Here is a 21,748-nt window from a genome sequence, read left to right on the forward strand (position 1 = left end):
CACGACCTGGACCGAGCATGTGCAGGCGCCGCAGCCGCCCGGCGGGGGCAAGCGGCGCCGCGGCCTGGTCGTGGGCCTCATAGCCGGCGCCCTCGTGCTGGTCGCCGGGGGTGTCACGGCGGCGGTGGTGCTGACTGGCGGCGACGGCGGACGCAAGGCACCGTCGGCCCACGGGTCTGCCTCCCCTGACCGGCACGCACCGAGCCCGTCGGCGTCGCACCGCGCCCAGCCGAGCCCTTCCGGATCCGCGGGCGAGGACCGCCACAGTGGCGGGAGCCGGCCCCCGGGGCAGCGCCCGGCCGTCACCGGACACGTCGACGACACGGTCAACGGCCTTCACGTCCCCGTGCTGCGCGGCTGGCGGGGCACTTCCACCAAGACCGGCGCGGGCCTCGGGTACGGCACCGTGTACCACTGCCCGGCGGTGCCCGCCGACTACTGCCTGCCCGGCGGGGCGTACACGCGGGTCATCGCCCATCCTGGCGGCCTGACCCTCAAGGAGCTGGCACAAGTCGAGATCGGCGAGGTCGCGCAGAGCACGTACGGTACCAACACGAGCGGCCGGAAGGACTACGGCGGCATCACCGGACATCGCCGGACCGCCGCAGGGGCTGTGACGGTCGCGGGCCGGCAGGGGTACTTCATCCGCTGGAAGGTCAGCACGGGCAAGGGGCCCGGCGCCGTCGTGGAAGCGGCGGTGTTCCCCTCGCCGCGGGACCAGGACCGCTATCTGCTGCTCGGCTTCGGCTTCGACGACAACAGCACGGGCCCGTCCGTGACGGACATGCAGTGGATCACTGATGGCATCGAGCGCCTCGGCAGCGGCACCAGCGCCTGACCGTGGCGCCGCTCGGCCATCACAGGAACGTCCGGCCCTCGCCGCGGTACGTCGGCACGGTCGCTGTGACCTCGTCGCCCTCGATCAGATGGAGCGTGTCGAACCGTTCGCACAGCTCGCCCGCCTTGGCGTGCCGGAACCACACCTTGTCGCCGATGAGGAGGTCGTCGGCGGGCGAGCCCAGCAGCGGCGTCTGCGATGCCCTGGGCATCGGACAGCACGTGCAGCTTGCTGCCCTTCTTGCCGCGATCGACCGGGTTCGGCCCGGTCAGCGATCCCCCCTTTTGGCGCGAACGGAGGCCGCGTCGACGATCGCCGAGGTCCAGTCCACCTCGCCCCGGGCCCCGAGTTCGTCCAGCACCGCCCGGTGCAGCCGACGCCACAGGCCGGTCTCGGTCCAAACCGTGAAGCGGCGATGCGCGGCGGCGGGCGACGTGCCGAACGTCGGCGGCAGATGCCGCCAGGCACAGCCGCTGGTCAGCGCGTACACCACTGCCGTGAACACGGCCCGCTCGTCACACGGAGCGGTCCCACCACCTTGCCGACGAGCGGCGAACGACGGCAGCAACGGGGCGGCCGGCTCCCAGAGTTCATCAGGAACCAGACGCTTCGATAGATCAGCACCCACGACCGGCATCATGCCGCACGAACATCAAGTCACGTGAGACAACCTCTAAGCCTTGATCGGTGCGGCCGACCTGGCGGCCTGCTCGATCTTCGCGCAGTAGGCTGCACGGGCTTCCTCGTCGATCTGCTTCTCGTGTTCGGCGCGCAACCCGGTCCGGCCGTCGAGGCCCTCGCGCAGGATATCGGCGTGCCCGGCATGCCGGATGGACTCGCCGAGGACATGGACCATGACGGCGAACAGGTTCGTGTTGGAATAAGGCTCCGGCCACCACGGCACGTGGCCGGGGGCGTCGAGGGGAAGCTCGTTGACCGTCGCGTCCGAGTGTTCCCACGTGCGCCGGTAGAACCCGATGATCTGATCGCGGGTCTCGTCCTCGGTCGCCCACAGATCGCTGCCGTTGGAGTCCTGCCACCGGGGAAGCGGTTCCGGGGAAGGGCGGTCGAAGACCTCGCCGAAGTACCTGGCCTCGACGGTGGCCACGTGTTTGACCAGGCCGAGGAGGTTGGTCCCGGTCGCTGTCAAAGGTCGCCGGGCGTCGTATTCGGACAAGCCGTCGAGTTTCCAGAGCAGCGCCTTGCGGTCCAGCCGCAGTCTCCCGTGCAGGTTGTCCTTCGCGAATTCATCGATCATGCGGCATGAGCCTGCCATGGGCTGCTCGTGGTCTCAAGATCCCGTACGTGGTCCGCAACGACTGGCACCTCCGAGGCCTGGCCATGGCCGCCGCCCTGACCTGCTACAAGAAGCTCGCGAAACTTGCCACGTGAGACAACCTCTAAATACGTTTCCCAACTGGAGGGCGGCCGGGTTGCACTCGCCGAGGCGACGGCCGCAGTCGAAGGGCACCAGTGCGCTGCTTGCCTCCCGCCTTCACCAGGCCCCGGTCCTTGAGCGCGGTCAGTAGCAGGTCGAGCGCCTTCTCCTCCATCCAGTGCTCGACCCGCCGTGTGCGGAACTCGGACAGCACCGAGGCGTCGAACCCGGGATCATACAGCTCCAGGCCGAGCGCGTATTTCAGGTCCATGCCGTACCGCCCCCGATGCGCCGCCGCCCGATCGGTGAGGTTCTCGGCGAACTGCAACACCGTCACCAGCACGAGCTGGCCCGGTGACCAGCCTGGCAGCCGTCTGCCTCCTAACGCCTCGGCGAACTCGGCGTCCGCGAACAACTCGCCCAGTTCGTCACGGACCCGCATCGCCAACGGGTACGGGCCCCGTGCGCCACCGCCCGCGCCACCTGCGCGGTCAGATCAGGCACCGTCGGCCACGGCCTCGGCTGCATCGACATTCCACACCCCACCCGCGACCGGGAACGCCAAGACGGCCGCTGCCGTCCTGACCAACGAGCCGCCAGCCCCGCTGGGCACGGCATAAGCCAGCAGGATCGGGTTGGGTCGGGCCGGGGCGCGGTATTGGCCTTGCGACCAGCCCGTTTCCCCGAGCCGCCCGCCGCACCCGCCGTGCGTGTTTCCACGCAACGGGCGCTCCACGTGCCTTGGCCGCTGGTCAGCCGCTTGTGTTGGCGGCTGCCGGTCGTTGTGTCCACGGAGTCGGGATGTTACTGCCGCGGTAGCGGTAGCGGATCACTTTGACGCTGGATGCGCCGGTGAACTCGACCCCGTCGCAGATGAGCTTCCAACTGCCTGGTCGGCAGAACCGGCGGCGTGGTTCCCTCCTGCTGAGACGAGAGTGCTTGTGGAAGATCCAGCGGACGATGCGATGCCACGCGTGGTCATCGACCGTGCTGAATACCGCCTTCGACACCCCGTGCCGGAAGTAGTTCGCCCACCCGCGCAGGGTGCGGTTGAGGCCGGCCAGCAGCTCGTCCACGTCCCTGTGCAGGTCCGATCTGCGTGTTCTGTCTTTCACCTTGTCCTTGATCGACTGGATGGCCTTCTTGGACGGCTTGGTGTAGACGTAGTGCTTCTGCGTTCCTGGTTTCCGCTGCCTGCGGATGTGGAAGCCGAGAAAGTCGAAGCCCTCATCGATATGGACCACTTGGGTCTTCTCCGGTGCCAGTCGCAGCCCCAATGGGGCGAGTACGCCGGCCACCTCCTCGCGCAGCCCCTCGGCATGGCGGCATTGCCCGGAGACCATCAGTAAGAAGTCGTCCGCGAAACGGATCAGCCGCCAGTTGCCCAGTCCGCGCTTCCTGCGCTTGACCCGCCGCTTGTAGCTGCCCATCTCCTGCTGCCACTGCCGGGCGAAGTGCTCGTCCAGCGCGGACAGTGCGATGTTGGCCAGCAGAGGGGAGAGAATCCCGCCATGCGAGGTGCGGTCAGCGTCTCCTCCCGGTCGCCGGAGGTCGTCATGACCCCGGATTTCAGGAACCGCCGCACTGGCCAGCTCGCTTCCCGAGAAGCCTCACGGGACTGATCGTCCTCACGGACAGCGTCATCTCCTCGACCCGCACCGGCCCGCACCGCGATGCCGCATCACGCGCCGTTGAGGATTTCCGAGGTCTCCAGGTCGAGTTCGACGATCAGCTCGTCCAGATGCAATTTCTTCTCGATGCTCAGCGCCAGCACTTCGCCCTGAGCCAGAGTCTCCAAGGTCGCGGCGGCAAACCCCCGCGCAACGGCACCCAATGCGTGAGTCATCGCCTCCCCGGCCGCGTCAGGGTCGTCGTCCGCATAGTGCAGAGAGATCCGGTATGCCTCTGCGGCCCGGGCGACCAGGTTCGTGAATGCCCCGGTGCGGTGCACGTCCCCGGCGTCATAGCCCAGGACAAGGGGTTCACTCAACTGAGGAGCCGTTCGAACCGGCGATTTGTCGTCAGCCTCCAGATGATCGATTCCAAGGGGTTCAGTGGTCGTAGGCGGTCAGTGCGCGCATGACCGGCTGGCCGCGCATGAACCTGGCTCCACTCATCAGGCCCCCTTGGAATCGATCATCCAGGGAACCGGGAGGCGTTCTACCGGCGGACCGCCGAGATCAGTCCGCCGGGCCGCTCCTCGCGCTGCGGCGGGGTGCTGATCGGGCGGCCGTAGGCGGCAGCGCACTCGCGCAGGGTATGGCTGGCGGCCTCCCAGCCGTGCCCTGCCAGCCAGCCCACCGGGTCGTCGGGCATCTCCGAGACCCACATGGACGCCGCCGATCCCGGCACGGCGTCCGCGCTGAAGCGCTCGATCACGCCGCGCGAGCCCAACGTCAGCCCCATCCGACTGCCTGCCGCCGACTGCGCGCTGATCCGGGCCAGCAGCAGCTCCACCGCGTCCTCGGGCAGATAGATCAGCAGTCCTTCGGCGATCCACACGGTCGGCACCGCCGGGTCGTGCCCTGCGGCAGCCAGCGCGCCTGGCCAGTCCTCACGCAGATCCACCGCGACGGTGATCCGCTCGCAGCGTGCGACGGCCCGCTCCTGGCGCAGCACCGAAGCCTTGAAGTCCAGTGGCGCGGCGGTGTCGACCTCGAACAGCCGGGTGCCCACGGGCCAGTCCATCCGGAAGGCCCGACTGTCCATGCCGGCGCCGAGCAGCACGACCTGCCGGACCCCGGACGCGGAGGCCTGCTGCAACAGGTCGTCGAGGAACTTCGTCCTGATGACGATGGAGAACGCCACGCCCAGCCGGCGGCGTCGCGCGGCCTCGTCACCGGGCAGCGGCGGCGAGGAGGGCCCCAGGCCGCCGGCGGTGGCGAAGGCCTGTGCCAGTGGGTCGCGGAACAGCGCGTTCTCCCGCTCGGTCTCCAGCGCCCGCACCCTGGCCACCCCCACCGCCGTGGCCCACACTCCCGACGGCTGCACCCGCTCCTGCTCATCAGTCACCGCATCAGCCTAGATGATCGATTCCAAGGGGGCCTGATGAATGGAGCCAGGTTCATGCCCGGCCAGCCGGTCATGCGCGCACTGACCGCCTACGACCACTGAACCCCTTGGAATCGATCATCTAGATCCGTCACACCATCGATCATGTCGGCTCAACGAGTCGTCCACCAGCTTGTCACCGGTCCCAGATCAGATACAGGTACTCAGCTTGTTCTTTATGGTCTGACCTGGTCACGTTCGGCAATGGTCCCGGGCCGCCTGTCCGTTTTGCCCACGTCGTAGCGGGTGGCGGGGCGTCGGTTCTTCGAGCCGGGTGGTCGGCCGGGGCCGGGTCGGTTGGGTTTCGGTGCACGGGTCGGGCAGGGCAAGTTGGGGCGGAGGTTCCTGAACCCCCGGCGGACCCGGGCGGGGGTGAGCCGGCCGGGCTCGGCCGGCTTCTCCCAGGGGCGGCGGAGGTCAGCGGCCAGCGGCCGGGTGAGGCGGAGTTGAGTGTGGGCCGCGATGACCAGCCAGGTCCACCGATCCGCCGCCTCGGGGGCGCGAAGCTTGGGGCGGGTCCAGCCGAGTGTCTGCTTGATCATCCGGAAGGTGTGCTCGAGGTCGAATCTGCGCAGGAATGCCTGCCAGCGCAGGTCGACGTCTTCGCTCGCCATGCCGGTGGCTGACGACCACAGCCAGACGGGCAGCGGATTGTGGCCGCCAGGCAGGCGCTCGACTTCCAGGCGGATCAACGTGCCCTCGATGAGCGGGAGTTCCCCGGTGTGGTCAATCCACGCGGAGCGGGTGGTCAGCCGTGGATGGATGCGGTCCCAGGCCATCACGCGAGCGGTGCCATAGCGGTGGGTGACCTGAACGGTCGCAGCATCGGGCTCGCCCCAGGTCTCGGGCTTGGCGAAGCGGAACTCCTTGCCGTGCTTGGGTGGCCGTCCGCCCTGCGGCGGCGAGACCCAGGGGACCGGTACGGGCTTGCGCATGACGCGGTCCGTGCGCATTCGACCGAGAACCTCCACCGGCAGTCCTTCCAGCAGATAGGCCATGCGCGGGGCGTCGTAGCCGGCGTCCAAGACGATCAGGATGTCGCGGTCGCCCTGCTGCCACCGCCCCATCTCGATCAGGTCCTCGACCACGCGGCGGACCTGGGCCGCGGTGACCTCGGCTACGTCGTCGGCTGGCCCCAGCCGCAGCGCGTCCAGGATCTGGCACCACGAGGTCCGGCCCGACTCCAGCGCGGCAACGAACGAGTAGGGCGAGCCGGGCACGAACTGGTCCGAGGACCGGCTGCTGCGGCCGTAGACGTGACAGAACAGGCGGTTCGCGCTGGTCGGTGCGTCGGGCCGGAGCCAGTGGGTGACGTCCACCGCCAGGACCAGGCGCCCGTCGGCGGCCTCGGGCTGCGGCAGCCCAGCCAGCACCTGCCGCAGCCGCGGCACGTCGACGTTCCCGCTGTTCAGCGCGTCGTACATGGCGCCGTGCCCGCGCCGGTGCTCGGCCGTCATCGTCAGGTCCACCGGCGTGGTCACCGGTCCGTCCGAGCACAACAACGCGTCGGTCAGCTCGAACAGCGTGTCCCCACGCGCGGTCAGGCAGTCGAAGAAGTCGTCCCGGAAGTGTGACGCCACCGCGAACGCCGCCCGCCGGACGTCATGCTGCAGCAAACTCATTCCCCCACGGCCTTCGTGCTGGTCAAGTGCCTTTTTGGTCGGAGCACAGGATCAGACGAAGGCCGTGTTCACGTCCCGTGAATCCCCGTACGGGCGATCACGTTCGGGCCGGTGTTCGAGGCCATCATGTGATCAGCCCCCGGGGCCGCTTGGGTGACCGGGGGACAGCGGAAGTGACGTGGTCAACCAGATCGCTGGGCGTTTGGGCCGAGATCGCGTCCGTCCAGGACTTCAATGTCGGTGATAGTGGTCCGGGAGGGATTCAAGCTCAGCCAGATGATGTCCATGCCATCGCGTTCGAGTTGGATCACCGAGGAACCCGACGAACCGGGCGGCGCAGTCAGCAGGTTGATGCAAGTTGCGGTACAGGTGCACGGGCCGTAGTAGGGCAGGTCAGCGACCACCTCGGCCAACGGTTCACCCTCAGCACGCAGCAGTTCAGCGATCTCGGTAGCAAGTGCCGGGAACGCATCCGCCAGCCGTGGGTACAGCCCATCTGTCACCACGGCACCGTACATGTGGCTGGCCCTGAGAAGCATCAGAGGTTAAAGAACAAGCTCAGTCGATACAGAACTCGTTGCCCTCGATGTCCTGCATCGGGATGCACGAATCATTGCCGTCATACAACGTTTGCACGTGTACCGCGCCGAGCGGGACCAGTCGTGCGCATTCGGCCTCAAGTGCGGCGAGGCGCTCTTCACCCACGAGTCCAGTGCCGACCCGCACGTCAAGATGCAGCCGGTTCTTGGCGGCCTTGCCTTCGGGGACGCGCTGGAAGTACAGTCGCGGGCCCACACCTGAGGGATCTATGCAGGCGAACCATGAATCCCGCTGCTCAGGTGGCTGCGAGCGCTTGAAATCGTCCCAAGTGGCAAACCCCTCCGGTGGCGGCGGCACGACATACCCCAGCACCTCGCACCAGAAACGAGCGAGGCGCTCAGGTTCTGCGCAGTCGAAGGTGACTTGGAACTTCTTGATCGATGACATCGGTCCACTGTAGTGGCGCGTGCTGGTCACCGAGATCCCGGGGTTTCATCGCCGTGCGGGTCGAGGTCCGCGCTCGGAGGGGAACAGCGGGGCTCCCGGCCTGGTGTGGTCGGCTTCGAAGTGGCCCCACATGTCTTCAATGAACCACTGCAGGTTGCGGTCGGCTCCGTTGATCAGTGGCACCAGCCGCGGCTTCGGCCCGCGCCGCCGGGAGCCCCTGCCGTGCCGGACATTGAGCTTGCCGAACCGGCCCAATTCCCACCGGACGTCGTCCAGGTCGAGTATCCGTGCCTCGTTGATCCGCAGACCCACGTCGGCCGCCAGTCGGGCGACCGCGTAGTTGCGGGCGGCCGGGCCGAACTTGCGACAGGACACCAGCTCCTCCCGCCACCCGGCGAACAGCTCCTCGATCTCCGCTTCGCCGGGCCGGATCGGCAGCTGCGGTTCCACCCGGGCCCGCGGCCGGTTCATCTCGTCCAGAGGGCACTCAACCACACGTCCGGTGAGGTTGTGCAGCTCGACCTTGTGCCGCAGCTCAAGGAACTGGAAGAACACCGCCAGCGCGCCCGCCCGGCCGGTGCGGGTCGACGGTTTGGCAAGAAGGAAACCCGACAGGGATGAGGCTTGCACACTCCGGACGAAGTCGGGTCAGAACGGCCTGCGGTCACCCGGAAAAGGGAACAGGCCCAGGTCCAGTCACTCCCAGCGGCGCCAGGGAGCTACGGACGAGCGCGGAACTCGGGGACTATTGCTCACCCTGGTGGGGTTCCCAGAGGGGAGTTGTCCGTTTTGCCGTCGGGTGAGGCCGGGTTTCTGTAGCGTGTCCACTCCTGGCGTACGCATGGAGAGATGCAACGGGTGGGGTGGGATCCGGTCTTGGCGGGATTGTTGGCAGCGTTGGCGGGTGGCGCCGGCGGCGAGATCGGATGGCAGGCGTGGGTGGTGCCGGTGTCCTGGTGCGGCGCCCGTTCGTCCGCGGGCAAGGCTCCGCCGGTGATTCCGTGGCGGGTTCCGGGGAGCAGGAGTTGGCGGAGCTGGAGCAGGCCCCTGACGATCCGGCTCTGGCGCAGGCGCCGAGTGAGGCGTTGGCGTTGCGGGCCGCCATGGAGGTGGACTTCCGCACGGGGCTGGGGCAGTGGTACGAGGGAGCAAAGCTGATGTGCACCGACGGCGAGGTGCACAACACCATCAGCGGTGGCTCCTTCCACGGGCTGACGGTGCAGGGCAGGAACTTCTCCGGGATCCTCTTCACCACGTCGCCTCCGCTCCCGGCAGCCCCCGAGGCGGGGGTGGCCCCGAGGTGACCGAGATGGGCGACGCGCACCGCGAGTCGGATGGGCCGGTGTCAAACCGGATCAGCGACGGGGTCTTCTTCCAGGCGGTGATCCAGGGCCGGGACATCACCGTGCAACTGCCCCACACGATCGACCGAGCGCTGTCCGGTCTGCCCGACCGTTCCCCCACCTTCACAGGCCGCGATGAGCAGCTGAAGGAGCTGCTCACGGCGCTGGACCCCGCTCAGGGCCCGGGGGAGCCGGCACTGGTGGCGGTGGCGGGACTGCCCGGGGTCGGCAAGACCGAACTGGCGGTGCAGACCGCCGAGCGGGCTAGGCAGCAGCCCGGCTGGTTCCCGGGCGGGATCCTGTTCATCGACCTGTTCGGCTACGACAACGAACGGCGCATGTCCGCCGAAAGCGCCCTGGACAGGCTGCTTCGCGCGCTGGGCATACGCGCCGAGGACATCCCCGCCGAGTCGCAGGACCGCAGCCGGCTCTACCGCAGCGTGCTCGCGGCCCTCGCCGAGGAGGGCCGGCGGATTCTGATCGTCATCGACAACGCCTCCTCCGCCGAACAGGTCCGCCCGCTGCTGCCCACCGACGGCACCACCGCGACTCTGCTCACCTCCCGCCACACCCTGGATGTCGGCGCCCGCCTGTACGACCTGGACATCCTGGAGCCCGCGGCCTCGATCGAGCTGCTCCGTCAAGCCATTCAGCACGCCCGCGACACCACCGACACCCGCGTTGAGGACGCCCCCGAGGACGCCGCAACCATCGCCCATCTGTGCGCTGGTCTGCCACTGGCCCTGCGCATCGCTGCGGCCCTGCTCTTCGAAACCTCCACCCGCCCCCTGGCCTCCCTGGCCCAGGCCCTGCAGGCCGAGCACACTCGGCTGAACCGGCTGCGCCGTGAGGACCGCGCGGTGCGCGCCACCTTCGACCTGTCATACCAGTGCCTGGAGGAGCAGCATGCCCGCCTGTTCCGCCTGCTGCCGCTCAACGCCGGCCCCGATGTCTCCACCGAATCCGCTGCCCACCTGGCCGGGCTGGACGAGACCGAAACCGAAACGCTCCTGGCGGACCTGGCCCGAGCCCACCTGGTCGAGGCCGGGCACACGTGGGGTCGTTGGCGACTGCACGACCTGATCCGTCTCTATGCCGACGAACGGGGACATGCCCACGCCGAAGCCGACCAGCGCGATACCGCGCTGCTGCGTCTCTTGGACCACTACCGGAGCATCGCGCGGGCCGCCGACAGCCACCTCAAGTCCCAACCCGCAAACGCCTCACGGCGCTTTTCCGACCGGCGGCAGGCTTTGGCTTGGCTGGACGACGAACGCCTCAACCTGGTTGCCACCGTCACCGCAGCCGCGTCCCTGGGCCACCCCAAGGCCAGCACGTCGCTCGCCTTCGCCCTCGCCCGGTTCCTTGACTACCGTCGCCACTTCGACGACTCGATCACCGTCAACACCACAGCCTTGGCCGCCTGCCGGGAGCTCGGCGACCGCTGCTGCGAGGGAACGGCGTTGACCAACCTCGGCGCGGCCCTGCAGCAGGTACGCAGGTCCGACGAGGCCATCGACATGCTCACCCAGGCTGCCGGCATCTGCCAGGAGCTCGGCAACCGCCGCGGGGAGGCTGCGGCTTTGAACAACCTCGGCACGACCCTGGAGAAACTGCGCAGGTTCGACGAGGCCATCGATGTGCTCACCCACGCCACAGCCATCCACCGCGAAGTGGGCAATCGCCGGGATGAAGCCGGTTCGTTGAACAACCTGGGCGTGACGCTGGCCAATGTACGCCGCTTCGACGAGGCCATCGACATGCTCACCCAGGCTGCCACCATCTGCCGGGAGCTCGGCAACCGCCGCGGGGAGGCTGCGGCTTTGAACAACCTCGGCACGACCCTGGAGAAACTGCGCAGGTTCGACGAGGCCATCGACGTGTTCGCCCAGGCCGCCGCCATCGGCCGGGATCTCGAGGACCGCCACCGAGAGGTTGCGGCATTGCACAACCTTGGCCGGGTTCTGGCTGAGGTGCGCAGGTTCGACGAGGCCGTCGACATCCACAACCAAACCGCCACCGCCTTCAGGGAGCTCGGCGACCGCCACAGCGAGGGCACGGCGTTGAGCAACCTGGGCCTGGCGCTGGCGGGCATGCGCAGGTTCGACGAGGCCGTCGACGCCCACACCCGGGCCGCCACCATCCACCGGGAACTGCACGACCGCCACAGTGAGAGCAAAGCGTTGAACAATCTGGGCCTGGCGCTGGCCGGCCTGCGTAGGTTCGGGGAGGCCGTCGACGCCCACACCCAGGCCGCCACACTCTACTGGGAGCTCGGCGACCGCCACAGCCATGGCACGGCGTTGACAAACCTGGGTGCAGTCCTTGGGGAACTGCGCAGGTTCGCCCAGGCCATCGATGTGCTCACCCAGGCCGTCGCCACCTTCCGGGAGCTCGGCGACCGCCACAGCGAGGGCGCGACGCTGGGCAACCTCGGTTTGGCCCTTCGGGAGGGGTACAGGTTCGACGAGGCCGTCGAAACCCACACCCAGGCCGTCGCCACCTTCCGGGAGCTCGGCGACCGCCACAGCCAGGGCATGGAATTGAACAACCTCGGCCTGGCCCTGCAGGAGGTGGGCAGGTTCCAGGAGGCCATTGACGCCGCCACCCAGGGCCTGGCCATCTGCCGGGATCTGTGCGACCGTCACGGCGAGGCCATGGCGTTGAGCAACCTGGGCCTGGCGCTGGCGGGCATGCGCAGGTTCGACGAGGCCGTCGAAACCCACACCCAGGCCGCCACCATCCACCGGGAACTGGACGACCGCCACGGCGAGGCTGGGGCGTTGACCAACCTCGGCACGGCCCTGCACGGGGTGCGCAGGTTCGACGAGGCCGTGGAAGCCCACACCCAGGCCGCCACTGCCTACCGGGAACTCGGCGACCGCCACAGCGAGGGCGCGACGCTGACCAACCTCGGCCTGGCCCTGCGGCAGTTACACAGGTTCGACGAAGCCATCGACGCCCACACCCAGGCCGCCACCGCCTACCGGGAACTCGGCGACGGCTTCCGCGAGAACCAGGCACTGAGCACGCTCGCCGCCACCTACCGGTCCGCTGGGGATCCGGAGCGGGCCATCCTGCTCTACCGGCAGACCCTCACGGATCGCGTGCGGGAGTTTGGCGAGGACCACCCCCACACTCTGGCATCCCGCAACAACCTCGCCGCCGCCTATCTATCAGTGGGAGATCCCGGCCAGGCCGTCCCGCTGTTCGAACGGACGCTCACCGATTGCCGGCGGCTCCTGGGCGAGGACCACCCATTGACCACAGTGGTGCGCGACAACCTGGCCACGGTACGGGGCAGCTGAGCTCGGTACCCACGCTGGGTGGGCTCGGCTCAGCCGGTCCAGTAACGGCGACACCCCATCAGATCATCAGCGCAGACGGCCGCCAGACATCGCATGGCGGCCTCCCTCGACGGTTACCGACCGGAGGTCGCGCATGACCGAGGTGCGCCCTTCCGCCGCGACGACCGCGACCGGCTTGCATCCGCCGCAACCGCCCGGAGTCGGCGCCCGGCCGGCCTCGATCTTGGGCAGTGTCTCCGCCGACACCCCCGCCGCTGCGGCGACCTCCACCATGCTGCGGTCGCCGCGCGCACGACGCAGCAGTGCGCCGAACCGCTCTCCCCGCTGTTGTTCCCACGGAGTCAAAGGAGTCCTCACATGCCCGTGAAACTAATACCGGTATAAGAATTGGATGGCGCGCGTGAGGCAGGGAGTCGCAGGACATGGTGGAGATCAAGACCGACGCAGCGCTGGACGCGATGAGGGAAGCCGGGCGCGTCGTGGCCCACGCCCTGGCCGCTGTCCGGGAAACGGCAGGCGTCGGGGTGTCCCTGCAGGAACTGGACCAACCGGCCCGCACCGTCCTCAGCAGGGCCCGCTCACCCTTCCTCGGCTACCGGCCCTTCTCCGCCCCCGCCCATCCCGGCGGTGATCTGCACCTCGGTCAACGACGCCGTAAGCCACGGCATCCCGACCGGCTACCGCCTGCGCGACGGCGACCTGGTCAGCATCGACTGCGGCGCGGAGCTCGACGGCTGGACCGGCGGCGCCGCCATGGGCTTCATCGTCGGCACCCCCCGGCCCGCCGACGTGGACCTGATCAACGCCACCCAGCGCGCTCTCGATGGTTGGTGCTTCGTCCGGGCTCTGCCGCAGGAACTCCCTGTCGTCTTGGGGGAGTTCCGCCGTGTGCTGGCAGCTGGCGGCCACGTCCTGGTCGGCTTTTCTGTCGGCGGTGATCCATTTCACCTGGCGCAGGTCTTCGATCACGCAGTTGCGCCGGCCTGTCGGTGGTCGCCGGACCGCCTCGCTGCGATGCTGCGTAGGCCGGGGTTGGCTGAGGTGGCCCGGGTGGTTCGCGGGCCTCAGCTCACCGGGCGGTGGCGGTTTCAGGAGGTTCAACTGCTGGCCCGCAAAGCCTGGGCGGGGGCTGCCTGACCGGGTACGTGACCGCATCCGAACGGGGGCTGTCAGGCTCATGGTTGGGGAGATGAGGGCTTTGCTCTGTCGTTGCCGGCAGTGCCGGAGGCAGTCTGAGCGCCACTGGTCGGTGGGTTGGCGCGGTCGCTGACGATGAGTTGGAAGGCGCTGCAGGGGTTGGTGGCGAAGGCGTGCATCAGGGCGGATGTCTTGGGTACGGGCGATGCTTCGGTTTCGTGTGGCAGTTGGCTGGTAGGTGGCCGAGGCCGGCACGTTCGGTCAGGCTGTCGTGATGACGGATTCGATGCTGCGGTGCCGGGCGGCGCCGTGCGTGAAATCGGGTGCGCCTGACGTGCCCTTGCGCAGGTCGTCCAGGAACTGCCGGTAGGCATGGGCAACTGCATAGGCCGGCGCGTCGGCTCGGGGGTGCAGTTGGGGGACGCGATCGTACGATTGGGGCACCGGCATGGGAGTGAGTCCGGTGGACCTTCCGCGGCCGCCTTCGAGGGTGATTGGGCTGAGCTGGGGATGGCCGATCGGGGCCGTGAGGACGAGGTCGCCCTCCGTGCCGTTGATCTCCCAGCGGAAATTGGTCCCCCGGGCCATGCCTCCACGGTAGTGGAAGGTGGCTACCGCGCCACCCGGCAGCCGTCCCGAGGCCACCACCTGATCCGCAGCGGTCATGGGCACGGGCTGTCCGCTCTCGGAGTCCACGGCCGACGTACGCCGCGACGCCAGTTGGATCCGCAGTTCCTCGGGCTCTCCCAGGACGGACGCGAGTCCGTCGAGGGTGTGGCTGAAGGGAATGGTCCGCAGTGTCGCGCCGTTGGCGGCGTCGAGCACGTAGCGATCGCCGGGGCCGACGGTGGCACCCCAGGCACCGCCGGAGCCGACGACCGTCGTGGACAGCACTTCCCCCACGTAGCCGTCGGCCACGAGATCGCGTGCGTAGGCGAGGGCCGGGTGCGACCGCGCCTGGAGCCCGACGACGGTCGGCACAGCGCGGCTGCGCGCTTGCTGCGCCATGTCCTCGGCCTCGGCGAGCCCGTTGCCCAGCGGCCACTCGCACAGCACGCTCTTGCCGGCGCGCAGCGCCGTCTGCACCAGTTCCCGGTGGTGCGGCACCTTCACCGCCACGACCACGAGGTCCACCTCGTCGCAGGCAGCCAGTTCGGCCGCCGTCCCGAAGGTGCGGGACACGCCGTGCTTCTGTCCGGAGCGCTCCGCCGACTGTTTCGAACTCGTGCTCAGGGCCCTCAGTTCGTAACCCGGGACGGCGCGCAGGGCCGGCAGGTGAGAGCGCTCGGCCCAGCTCCCGTGCGCCCCGAGTCCGATGATCCCTACTCCGATCGGCTTCTCGGACCGGGCCAGCTCGGCGAGGAGTGACTCAGATGTGTTCATGATTCGCAGCCTGTTCTTTGTGTAGATGGCACCGACGTCCCTCGCAGTGGCCAGGGACCGGATAGGGGAGTGACCAACCACAGGGCCCCGTCACGAGAGGACGGGCCACGTGCCCAGCAGGCGCCGGCGTAGGAGATTCACGCCCGGTGGGTGCGGGGTCAGCGCGTGACGCCGCGGATGGGCCTGTACGACACGGTGATGCTGTAGGTGCCGCGGAACTTCTGGCTCGGTTCACCGAGCATGCTGACGGAGACCATGTCGGTGGAAGCCGCGAAGTCTTCCTGGCCATCGGCGGTCAGTTCCATGTGCTTGCAGATGGCTTCGCGCCGCGCTCGCTGTCCAGCAGAGCCATGAGGGGTGCGGCGTACCGGGTTCCAGCCACCGCGCCGGCGGGGATGGCCTCGTCGATCGTGCGGAGGTCCGCGTCGGTCAGGGTGACGTCGGCCGCGGCCAGGGCTTCCTCGACGCGGTGCGGTCGGCGGGTGCCCAGGATGGCCACGATGGTGCCGCGCTCGCGGCTCTGGGCGATGACCCAGGCGGTGGCGAGTTGCGCGACGCTGATGCCGCGTGCGTCGGCGAGCGGCCGCAGCCGGTCGGCGACGGTGAGGTTCGTGGCGAGGTTGTCGGGGCGGAAGCGGGGCAGCCAGTGGGCCCGCGGGTCACCTCCGGCGGGTTGTTGGTACGTGCCGGTGAGCAGGCCGTGTGCGAGGACCCCGTAAGCGGTGACGCCGATCCCCAGCTCGCGGCAGGTGTCCAGGATGCCGTTGGTCTCGGGATCACGGCTGAACAGGGAGTATTCGATCTGTACATCGCAGATCGGGTGCACGGCGTGGGCACGGCGGATGGTCTCCGGCCCTACTTCGGAGAGTCCGATGTGGCGCACGTATCCGGCCTGGACCAGCTCGGAGATGGCGCCGATCGTGTCCTCGATCGGGGTGTCGGGGGCAAGGCGCGAGGGGCGGTAGATGTCGACGTGGTCGGTGCCGAGGCGGCGCAGCGAGTAGGCGAGCGCGTTCTTGACGTGGGCGGGACGGCCCTCGATGCCGACGAAGGCTCCGTCGGGGCCGCGCAGACCGCCGAACTTGACGCTCAGGAGCACCTTTTCGCGATCGTCGGCGCGGAGGGCGCGGCGGATGAGGTCCTCGTTGTGGCCCATGCCGTAGAAGTCGGCGGTGTCGAGGAGGGTGACGCCGGCGGCGAGGGCCGTGTGGATGGTGGCGATGGCGTCAGCCTCGTCGGCGGGGGCTATGTGGTCGGACATGCCGGCGCAGCCCAGCGCGAGAGGGGCGACCTGCGGGCCGCCGGTTCCAAGGGGTCGGGTTTGCATGGATCCTTCTGTGGGGGCGAGAGAGGTGGGCGCGGCCGACGGGGACTGGCGAAGGAGCAGCCGCCTGCTAGTGTTGATATTTCAACACTAGGAAGAGGCGCGTTGATATGTCAACACCAGGTGGCGTGACTGCCGAGCCGGACGAGCCCATGGGCGACGCTGCACCGGAGCCCGTCGACCTCTGGTCCGCCTTCAAGCGCGCCCACGAGATTGTCCGAGCTCGCGTGATCGCGGACACCGCCGAGGCAGCGGGCCTGTCCGAGCCGGACCTGACGATCCTCGTCAACCTCAACAAGGCGGGAGGCGCCCTACGCCAGAGCGAGCTCGCCGCGTCGCTTGGCTGGGACCGCACACGCATCTCCCACCAGCTCACCCGCATGGGCAAGCGCGGACTCGTCACCCGCGAACGCGCCGACGGTGTCACCGTCACCCTCACCGACACCGGACGCCAGGCCATCACCACCGTGCGCCCCGCCCTGGACGCCGCGGTACGCCGCCACTTCACCGACAGGCTCTCCGCGCAGGAGATCGAGACACTGAGCTCCGTGCTCCGCCGGCTGTAGCCGCCGGAACATTTCTATGAACCCAGCACTCCCGGACCAGGCAGGGCTTCGGCGTAGTCGTATGACGTCCGGTTTGTGATCACCCGAGGCCGAGGAGTACGAGGGGGAGGCGAGGGTTGCGGGTGGTTCGACGGTGCTTGGTCTGGACGGCCTGGCGGGCTCCCGGGAAGAGGGGGCTGTTCACGGTGGCGGCCTTGATACGGCGGATCTCCGAGCGGCCGTGGCCGGTGCCGGGTGCGTCCCTGTGCCGCTGCCAGGCCAGCGCCTTCTCGCGCGCCGCGGCGGGGGCGGTCTCGAACTGCCCCCACTGCGGGGTCGCCTGGGACACGTCGGCCCGGTGACGGTGAAACCGGGGTCGGCGAACTGGTGCCCGGCGAGCACGGCCTCACTGCCGCCGTCCGGGCCGGCGAGGTGGATGTCCTGCCCCGGCAGGGCGACCACCTGCTACTTCACGCCGCGGAACCGGACGTGCGCCCCGGCCCTGACCACGGGCCCGGCATCCCGCCGCGCCGCGTTCACCAGGCGTCCCAGATGTCGCCCGGACACTGTTCCGCAGGGCGTGGAAGACGGCGGGTGGGACTGCGATCGGGTCACCGGCCTCTTCAGCGTCTTCGGTCAGCGGTCGTGCCCGCGTGAACGCTTTGAGGGCGGCGGGCATCAGTCCGGGGTGGCCGGCGTTGCGGGGATGGCGGTAGCCGGTCGGCCATTTCAGGTTGGCGGCGGGATGTCGTGGAGCGGGGTGAGGCGCTGACAGGTCCAGCCGTGGTGCGCGCACGCCTGCGTCACGGTTTCGGCGGCGTGGAGGGTGCGTTCGCCGCTGGCGTCGGGGTGGCTGGGGCAGTCGGCGAGCAGGGCGGTGCCGTCGGTGTAGCGGGCGGAGAGCTGGGGCACCCAGGACCGTACCTGTCCGCGGCGGTTGTGCCTCAGCAGCCGTACCGGCCGTCCGGCCATCCCGACCACGCGCGAGTTGCGGTCCAGGGCTGTCAGCTGGATGCGCATGGCGTTGGATCCGGCGGCTACGTGCCGTCCGGTCGTGGCCGGCCACCACAGGCCCGGCCCCCACGCCGCCCAGGCATCGCCGGGAACGCGGAGACGGGCGGCAGGTCCTCGAAGGCCACAGCCGGGGCCGCGTCCGCCCATCACTGCTGGACCGCCTGCCCGAGGGGGCCGAGGAAGACCGCGTCGAATCCCGCGCCCGATCCGCCCTCACCCGCTTTCCGGCGCCCGGCCCGGGGAGGATGTTGGTCTCCGGGGTCGGTCCCGCGTCCATCAAGGGCGCGAAGACCGTACCTTGGCGCGGCTGAGGGCGAGGAGCCCGCGACTCTTCGCCCTCAGCCTTCATCACCACACGAAATTGTGATTGTGGTTCGTGCAGATAATCACGATGCGGTGGTTGCTGATACGGAACACCTCGCAATGCTGGTGTCGGTGGTGCCGGTGGTGGTGCAGCCGGAACCCGAAACCGAAGCCGTTGTCGAAGCCCCGTCCGTTGTCCAGCCCGCCACGAAGATCGCCATTGAAGTGCCCGTTGTTGTTGATCACAATGTTGTTGTTCGTGATCATGTTTCCGCCGGAGGTACTGCTTACCGCCGGTGAAGGTGTCACAACGGGTGGAGCCTGCGGCGTATTGACCGGCGGCGGGGGAGGCGACATGGTCGCGGTGATTGCGGGCGGAGGCGTCGGAGGTGACGGATCAGCCATAGCGGGGCCTGCCGCGATGCCGAGGGCCATTACGGGAGCCACCGCAGTAGCGGCCATAAGACTCTTGCGCATTCTGCTGCCTCCATCTAGTTGAAGAGGCTACTTACACGTCTATATACGTGTGCCACCTCGATGGGGATTGCATCTGATCTGTCGCAGCGTAGGTTGAGCGTTTCTCATCGAACCCGTTACCCAGGAGGACTTCTGATGCGCAGGGTGACGTGTTCGATGAGCGTCTCACTTGGCGGCTGCGTCGTCGGGCCGGACGGCGACTTCGACTGGACGGCGCCCGACGAGGAAGTCTTTCGCTTCGTCACCGACGAGATACGAGAGGTCGGTGTCCCATGCCCGCCCTGGCCTGCGGCGGCCTGGCGGAGGAGATCGAGCGGTTTGCGGTGATTTACATCGGGGCGTCCCGCAAAGCGCTGTTGACGTGGCTGTGGCGGTAGAAGCACGAAAAATCATCCGACGTGCGCATGGCGAATGTTCTAGATCGCCCACAGTGATGGCCGCGGCGAGAGGACTTCGTGGCCTGGGCGAACCGTGAGGCTCTCGACCCGCAACCGCCGCCACGCGCCAAACCGGCCGCCCGAACGACCCCGACCTACCCGATCTACGAGCCGTTCCGTGCCATACCCGGACTGGAGCTGGCGCGGTTGGTCCTGCGCACCTCGAAGGAGGCGCACCGGCAGGCTGCGCAGCAGATGATGGCCGCCGGCCGGACCATTGCCCAGGATGGCAGGGCCACCATCAATCCGAACTCCAGCCTGGGCAAGGCGGCCTCGGACCTCACTCTGGGCAAGGCGGCGAAGCCGGTCCTCAGCGAGCAGTTCAGCTTCAAGGACGAGGACGGGAAGTTCCAGTTCCCCAACGTGTGGAAGGAAGTGGGCAAGCCGGGCCAACGAGGTGTGCAAGCACCTGGGCGAGCAGTCCGACAATGCCGAGATGATCAACGGCGAGTACCCCCTCGCCGGTGCCTTGTCACAGCCAACGCCGGACTCGGCGGGCATACTCCTCGTACTCCGCGCCGAACCTCGCCCGCAGGTAGCGCTCCTCGGGCCCGATCGCGCCCCAGGCCAGCGTGAGGACACCGGCCGGGACCAGCGCCAGCGCCCAGAACGACGGCCAGAGCAGCGCGATGCCGATGTCCAGCGCGATGAGCCCGAGGTACAGCGGGTTGCGGGATACCCGGAATGGCCCGTTGGCCAGCAACCGGGTCGTCGTGTCGCCCGGCAGCAGCGCGGTGCGAGTCCGCGCCATCAAGACCAGCGCCCAGCCGTTCCACAGGGCGAACGCGACAGCCAGCACCCAGCCAACCGGGCGAACGGCGGTCGACAGAGTGACCGGGTCACCGACAGCTGTGGTGAGGGCAAACCCGGCCACCAGCGGCACGCCGAGCGCGATGGGAGGCCAGACCCGGTATTTCGGCGCGTCGGGTTTCATGGGTCACTGCCTCCGGCTGGGCGTCTGGTGGGCGGCCAGCTCCATGATGGCCTCGGCGGCGTCGCCGGTCCCGTCGACCGCGTCATAGAGCCCGCGCACCCGGTTGGCGGCACGGCGGGCGCCCGTCGAGCATCTGCTGGGCGAGCGTGGCCAGCGGGGGGCCGACCCTGCGGGGTGCGAGGCAGCGGGCGGCTCCGAGTCGTTCCAGCAGTGCCACGTTGAGATCCCGTTCCAGATGCAGCGGGATGCCGATCGCGGGGACTCCGCTGGCCATGGCGGTCTGCAGGCCGCCATGGCCGGCGGTGACCACGGCCAGGTCGACCCGAGGCATGACCAGGTGACTGGGCAGCACCGCGTCGACCATCACTTGGTTGCTCGCCAGGTCGTCCAACTCGTGCACGGTGCCGGCGACCAGGATGCGGGCGCCGAGTCCGGCCAGCGCGCGCACGACACGGCGGACCAGTTCGGGTGGGGTGGAGGTGAGCGCCACGTAGGCCACCGGTCCGAGCGCGTCGAGGAACCGCTGCACTCGTGGTGGGATCGGGAGGTTCAGCCGGGCATGGATCGGTCCTGTGTAGCGCAGCCTGGTGCTCGGCCGGCAGCCCCGATGCCGGGGGGCGCCAAGCAGTGAGATCACCAGCGGGGATGCCCACGACCTCGGGGACCTCCGGCACCAGCGTGAGGTCGCCAAGCGCCGGCGCCGGCATGCTCGGTACCCGTTCGCCCCCCAACTGGTCGGCGACCTGGTTGAAAGCCGGCGCAGTAGAACCGCAGCCGGGGCAGCGCGCGGGCGGTCACCCAGCGTGCCGCGGGCTCCGGCACACGCGGCATGCGAGGCAGGCTGGACGGTGTGGGCAGCAGGCCGCGCTCGAACACCGGCGGGACCCAACTGCCTGCGTGCTCCGTCACCAGCCTGGCCCCGGCCAGCCGGGTGGACAGTAGCGCGGTCAGGCTGAAGCCGGTGACCGCGACCGTGACGCCGTTGGCGCGGAAGTAGTCTGCCTCGGCGAGCGCGTACGCGCGCAGCTCCTCATCGGTGTACATGCTCTGGTTCACTGGCCCCTGGCCCATCGCCGACCGGACGAATGCCACGCTGCGCTGCGGGCTCATCCGGGGGCCGACCAGGTCGTTATCGATGTCCGCATTGGCCAGCAGGCGTTCGTGCACCCCACCGTGGGTGGCCACCCGGACCTCGGCTCCGCGCTCGCGCAGCGCCCGGTGGATCTCCAGCACATGCGCGATGTCCACGCGGTCCGGCGTTCGCGCCGTCTGGGCTCCCGATTCCTGCCGCACATCGTTGCCGTGCCTGTCGGCCCGCGGCCGCGCTTGAGGCGCGACCGGGGCGAGATCCGCGCCGGGCGTGTGACCCGGATGGCCGACCGGGACCAGGAGCAGGCGACCGATGTCGCCGCGGTGGAGGAGACCCGTCACCTGATCGAGGCCGCCGTCAAGATGGCCGCCAAGTTCCGGGACCGCATCCGGGAGCGCACCGTTGCTCACGGCCCCCGTCGGCAGCCGCGCCGCCGCTCCACGCCCAGCAGCCCGGCGGCCGGCCCGCGCCGGGTCCGAGGTCATCCACGGGAGGAGGCGCATGACCATGCCGCCGGACGATCCGAGGATCGAGGCTGCCGCCGCCCGTGTGGGGGAGGCTGCCCCGGAGCGCGCCG

At 69.1% G+C, this 21,748-nt stretch carries 25 protein-coding genes and 3 pseudogenes; 7 read left to right on the forward strand and 21 right to left on the reverse strand.

All coding sequences use genetic code 11. The features are described from left to right. Positions 1 to 838: hypothetical protein (locus ABT186_RS43415; protein ID WP_351929856.1), on the forward strand; the 838-nt coding region annotated here is incomplete at its 5' end. A 19-nt stretch (positions 839 to 857) separates the two neighbouring features. Here ABT186_RS43415 and ABT186_RS43420 read toward each other — a convergent pair. The 3 genes and pseudogenes from ABT186_RS43420 to ABT186_RS43430 form a co-directional block, all read right to left on the reverse strand. Then, positions 858 to 1,046, reverse strand: a pseudogene (locus ABT186_RS43420) (amino acid deaminase/aldolase); the annotation flags it as partial. A gap of 60 nt (positions 1,047 to 1,106) precedes the next feature. Next, the gene (locus ABT186_RS43425) at positions 1,107 to 1,478 is read right to left on the reverse strand and encodes a transposase (RefSeq protein WP_351231151.1); all 372 of its coding nucleotides are present in this window, start codon (positions 1,476 to 1,478) and stop codon (positions 1,107 to 1,109) included. 33 nt (positions 1,479 to 1,511) lie between these two features. Further along, positions 1,512 to 2,096, reverse strand: coding sequence for a DinB family protein (locus ABT186_RS43430; protein ID WP_351929858.1), 585 nt, complete (start codon positions 2,094 to 2,096; stop codon positions 1,512 to 1,514). A 5-nt stretch (positions 2,097 to 2,101) separates the two neighbouring features. Here ABT186_RS43430 and ABT186_RS43435 point away from each other — a divergent pair, with 5 nt between their 5' ends. Then, complete coding sequence (locus tag ABT186_RS43435; RefSeq protein ID WP_351231155.1) at positions 2,102 to 2,230, forward strand: hypothetical protein; 129 nt, start codon at positions 2,102 to 2,104, stop codon at positions 2,228 to 2,230. Positions 2,231 to 2,238: 8 nt separating this feature from the next. Here the strand turns inward: ABT186_RS43435 and ABT186_RS43440 are convergent, their stop codons facing one another. The 8 genes from ABT186_RS43440 to ABT186_RS43475 form a co-directional block, all read right to left on the reverse strand. After that, the gene (locus ABT186_RS43440) at positions 2,239 to 2,658 is read right to left on the reverse strand and encodes a transposase (RefSeq protein ID WP_351929860.1); all 420 of its coding nucleotides are present in this window, start codon (positions 2,656 to 2,658) and stop codon (positions 2,239 to 2,241) included. A gap of 310 nt (positions 2,659 to 2,968) precedes the next feature. Then, the gene (locus ABT186_RS43445; RefSeq protein ID WP_351929879.1) at positions 2,969 to 3,808 is read right to left on the reverse strand and encodes a group II intron maturase-specific domain-containing protein; all 840 of its coding nucleotides are present in this window, start codon (positions 3,806 to 3,808) and stop codon (positions 2,969 to 2,971) included. An 89-nt stretch (positions 3,809 to 3,897) separates the two neighbouring features. Then, on the reverse strand, positions 3,898 to 4,206 hold the full coding sequence (locus tag ABT186_RS43450; protein ID WP_351929862.1) for a hypothetical protein: 309 nt from the start codon (positions 4,204 to 4,206) through the stop codon (positions 3,898 to 3,900). A gap of 170 nt (positions 4,207 to 4,376) precedes the next feature. Next, complete coding sequence (locus tag ABT186_RS43455; RefSeq protein ID WP_351929881.1) at positions 4,377 to 5,192, reverse strand: class I SAM-dependent methyltransferase; 816 nt, start codon at positions 5,190 to 5,192, stop codon at positions 4,377 to 4,379. A 251-nt stretch (positions 5,193 to 5,443) separates the two neighbouring features. Continuing rightward, entirely contained in the window at positions 5,444 to 6,889 is a 1,446-nt protein-coding gene (locus ABT186_RS43460; RefSeq protein WP_351929864.1) for an NF041680 family putative transposase, read from the reverse strand. A gap of 182 nt (positions 6,890 to 7,071) precedes the next feature. Continuing rightward, a complete protein-coding gene (locus ABT186_RS43465) occupies positions 7,072 to 7,392 on the reverse strand; it encodes a hypothetical protein (RefSeq protein WP_351231163.1) in 321 nt (106 codons plus the stop codon). A 55-nt stretch (positions 7,393 to 7,447) separates the two neighbouring features. Next, positions 7,448 to 7,876 carry a VOC family protein gene (locus ABT186_RS43470; RefSeq protein ID WP_351231165.1) on the reverse strand — a complete coding sequence of 143 codons (429 nt, stop codon included), beginning with the start codon at positions 7,874 to 7,876 and terminating at the stop codon, positions 7,448 to 7,450. Between the two features lie 45 nt (positions 7,877 to 7,921). Continuing rightward, positions 7,922 to 8,506: a site-specific integrase gene (locus ABT186_RS43475; protein WP_351231167.1), complete on the reverse strand. Its 585-nt coding sequence runs from the start codon at positions 8,504 to 8,506 to the stop codon at positions 7,922 to 7,924. Positions 8,507 to 8,877: 371 nt separating this feature from the next. Between ABT186_RS43475 and ABT186_RS43480 the strand changes: the two genes are divergently transcribed. Together ABT186_RS43480 and ABT186_RS43485 are read left to right on the forward strand one after the other, a co-directional pair. Then, positions 8,878 to 9,180 carry a hypothetical protein gene (locus tag ABT186_RS43480; protein ID WP_351929865.1) on the forward strand — a complete coding sequence of 101 codons (303 nt, stop codon included), beginning with the start codon at positions 8,878 to 8,880 and terminating at the stop codon, positions 9,178 to 9,180. A gap of 5 nt (positions 9,181 to 9,185) precedes the next feature. Next, positions 9,186 to 12,527 carry a tetratricopeptide repeat protein gene (locus ABT186_RS43485; RefSeq protein WP_351929866.1) on the forward strand — a complete coding sequence of 1,114 codons (3,342 nt, stop codon included), beginning with the start codon at positions 9,186 to 9,188 and terminating at the stop codon, positions 12,525 to 12,527. Positions 12,528 to 12,593: 66 nt separating this feature from the next. Here ABT186_RS43485 and ABT186_RS43490 read toward each other — a convergent pair whose 3' ends face one another. Then, on the reverse strand, positions 12,594 to 12,884 hold the full coding sequence (locus ABT186_RS43490) for a helix-turn-helix domain-containing protein (RefSeq protein WP_351236896.1): 291 nt from the start codon (positions 12,882 to 12,884) through the stop codon (positions 12,594 to 12,596). Between the two features lie 65 nt (positions 12,885 to 12,949). Here ABT186_RS43490 and ABT186_RS43495 point away from each other — a divergent pair. Further along, positions 12,950 to 13,664: pseudogene (locus ABT186_RS43495) on the forward strand (M24 family metallopeptidase). A gap of 261 nt (positions 13,665 to 13,925) precedes the next feature. Here ABT186_RS43495 and ABT186_RS43500 read toward each other — a convergent pair. The 3 genes from ABT186_RS43500 to ABT186_RS43510 all read right to left on the reverse strand — a co-directional run bounded on the left by ABT186_RS43500 (position 13,926) and on the right by ABT186_RS43510 (position 16,374). Further along, positions 13,926 to 15,047 (reverse strand): Gfo/Idh/MocA family protein, encoded by a 1,122-nt coding sequence (locus ABT186_RS43500; RefSeq protein ID WP_351929868.1) that lies wholly within the window; start codon positions 15,045 to 15,047, stop codon positions 13,926 to 13,928. 158 nt (positions 15,048 to 15,205) lie between these two features. Further along, entirely contained in the window at positions 15,206 to 15,352 is a 147-nt protein-coding gene (locus tag ABT186_RS43505) for a hypothetical protein (RefSeq protein ID WP_351236892.1), read from the reverse strand. Next, positions 15,343 to 16,374, reverse strand: coding sequence for an aldo/keto reductase (locus ABT186_RS43510; protein ID WP_351929870.1), 1,032 nt, complete (start codon positions 16,372 to 16,374; stop codon positions 15,343 to 15,345). The genes ABT186_RS43505 and ABT186_RS43510 overlap by 10 nt, the downstream gene beginning before the upstream one ends. Before the next feature lie 149 nt (positions 16,375 to 16,523). Between ABT186_RS43510 and ABT186_RS43515 the strand changes: the two genes are divergently transcribed. Then, positions 16,524 to 16,937, forward strand: coding sequence for a MarR family winged helix-turn-helix transcriptional regulator (locus tag ABT186_RS43515; protein WP_351236900.1), 414 nt, complete (start codon positions 16,524 to 16,526; stop codon positions 16,935 to 16,937). Positions 16,938 to 17,016: 79 nt separating this feature from the next. Here the strand turns inward: ABT186_RS43515 and ABT186_RS43520 are convergent, their stop codons facing one another. The 3 genes from ABT186_RS43520 to ABT186_RS43530 all read right to left on the reverse strand — a co-directional run bounded on the left by ABT186_RS43520 (position 17,017) and on the right by ABT186_RS43530 (position 18,710). Next, a complete protein-coding gene (locus tag ABT186_RS43520; protein WP_351929871.1) occupies positions 17,017 to 17,265 on the reverse strand; it encodes a hypothetical protein in 249 nt (82 codons plus the stop codon). 380 nt (positions 17,266 to 17,645) lie between these two features. Next, positions 17,646 to 18,077 (reverse strand): TnsA-like heteromeric transposase endonuclease subunit, encoded by a 432-nt coding sequence (locus tag ABT186_RS43525; protein WP_351929873.1) that lies wholly within the window; start codon positions 18,075 to 18,077, stop codon positions 17,646 to 17,648. 201 nt (positions 18,078 to 18,278) lie between these two features. Continuing rightward, the gene (locus tag ABT186_RS43530) at positions 18,279 to 18,710 is read right to left on the reverse strand and encodes a hypothetical protein (protein ID WP_351236885.1); all 432 of its coding nucleotides are present in this window, start codon (positions 18,708 to 18,710) and stop codon (positions 18,279 to 18,281) included. A gap of 135 nt (positions 18,711 to 18,845) precedes the next feature. Here ABT186_RS43530 and ABT186_RS43535 point away from each other — a divergent pair. Next, a pseudogene (locus ABT186_RS43535) lies at positions 18,846 to 18,980 on the forward strand (dihydrofolate reductase family protein); the annotation flags it as partial. A gap of 639 nt (positions 18,981 to 19,619) precedes the next feature. On the opposite strand, the gene ABT186_RS43540 reads toward ABT186_RS43535, so the two are convergent. The 3 genes from ABT186_RS43540 to ABT186_RS43550 all read right to left on the reverse strand — a co-directional run. Further along, positions 19,620 to 20,081: a methyltransferase family protein gene (locus ABT186_RS43540; protein ID WP_351236883.1), complete on the reverse strand. Its 462-nt coding sequence runs from the start codon at positions 20,079 to 20,081 to the stop codon at positions 19,620 to 19,622. Between the two features lie 82 nt (positions 20,082 to 20,163). Continuing rightward, on the reverse strand, positions 20,164 to 20,718 hold the full coding sequence (locus tag ABT186_RS43545) for a glycosyltransferase (RefSeq protein ID WP_351929875.1): 555 nt from the start codon (positions 20,716 to 20,718) through the stop codon (positions 20,164 to 20,166). Next, the coding region (locus tag ABT186_RS43550) for a glycosyltransferase family protein (RefSeq protein ID WP_351929877.1) at positions 20,715 to 21,748 on the reverse strand (1,034 nt) is incomplete at its 5' end. The genes ABT186_RS43550 and ABT186_RS43545, both read right to left, overlap by 4 nt.

The organism is Streptomyces sp. NPDC001634 (genome assembly GCF_040298185.1).
Taxonomy (GTDB): domain Bacteria; phylum Actinomycetota; class Actinomycetes; order Streptomycetales; family Streptomycetaceae; genus Streptomyces.

What these genes read in the sequence shown, in the direction of transcription:
- ABT186_RS43515 (WP_351236900.1), top strand. Translation starts at nt 16,524, where the DNA reads ATGGGCGACGCTGCACCGGAGCCCGTCGACCTCTGGTCCGCCTTCAAG.
- ABT186_RS43440 (WP_351929860.1), bottom strand. Translation starts at nt 2,658, where the DNA reads ATGCGGGTCCGTGACGAACTGGGCGAGTTGTTCGCGGACGCCGAGTTC.
- ABT186_RS43435 (WP_351231155.1), top strand. Translation starts at nt 2,102, where the DNA reads ATGAGCCTGCCATGGGCTGCTCGTGGTCTCAAGATCCCGTACGTGGTC.
- ABT186_RS43530 (WP_351236885.1), bottom strand. Translation starts at nt 18,710, where the DNA reads ATGCGCAAGAGTCTTATGGCCGCTACTGCGGTGGCTCCCGTAATGGCC.
- ABT186_RS43540 (WP_351236883.1), bottom strand. Translation starts at nt 20,081, where the DNA reads ATGAAACCCGACGCGCCGAAATACCGGGTCTGGCCTCCCATCGCGCTC.
- ABT186_RS43505 (WP_351236892.1), bottom strand. Translation starts at nt 15,352, where the DNA reads ATGGAACTGACCGCCGATGGCCAGGAAGACTTCGCGGCTTCCACCGAC.
- ABT186_RS43510 (WP_351929870.1), bottom strand. Translation starts at nt 16,374, where the DNA reads ATGCAAACCCGACCCCTTGGAACCGGCGGCCCGCAGGTCGCCCCTCTC.
- ABT186_RS43430 (WP_351929858.1), bottom strand. Translation starts at nt 2,096, where the DNA reads ATGATCGATGAATTCGCGAAGGACAACCTGCACGGGAGACTGCGGCTG.
- ABT186_RS43525 (WP_351929873.1), bottom strand. Translation starts at nt 18,077, where the DNA reads ATGGGCGGACGCGGCCCCGGCTGTGGCCTTCGAGGACCTGCCGCCCGT.
- ABT186_RS43460 (WP_351929864.1), bottom strand. Translation starts at nt 6,889, where the DNA reads ATGAGTTTGCTGCAGCATGACGTCCGGCGGGCGGCGTTCGCGGTGGCG.
- ABT186_RS43500 (WP_351929868.1), bottom strand. Translation starts at nt 15,047, where the DNA reads ATGAACACATCTGAGTCACTCCTCGCCGAGCTGGCCCGGTCCGAGAAG.
- ABT186_RS43485 (WP_351929866.1), top strand. Translation starts at nt 9,186, where the DNA reads ATGGGCGACGCGCACCGCGAGTCGGATGGGCCGGTGTCAAACCGGATC.
- ABT186_RS43425 (WP_351231151.1), bottom strand. Translation starts at nt 1,478, where the DNA reads ATGATGCCGGTCGTGGGTGCTGATCTATCGAAGCGTCTGGTTCCTGAT.
- ABT186_RS43470 (WP_351231165.1), bottom strand. Translation starts at nt 7,876, where the DNA reads ATGTCATCGATCAAGAAGTTCCAAGTCACCTTCGACTGCGCAGAACCT.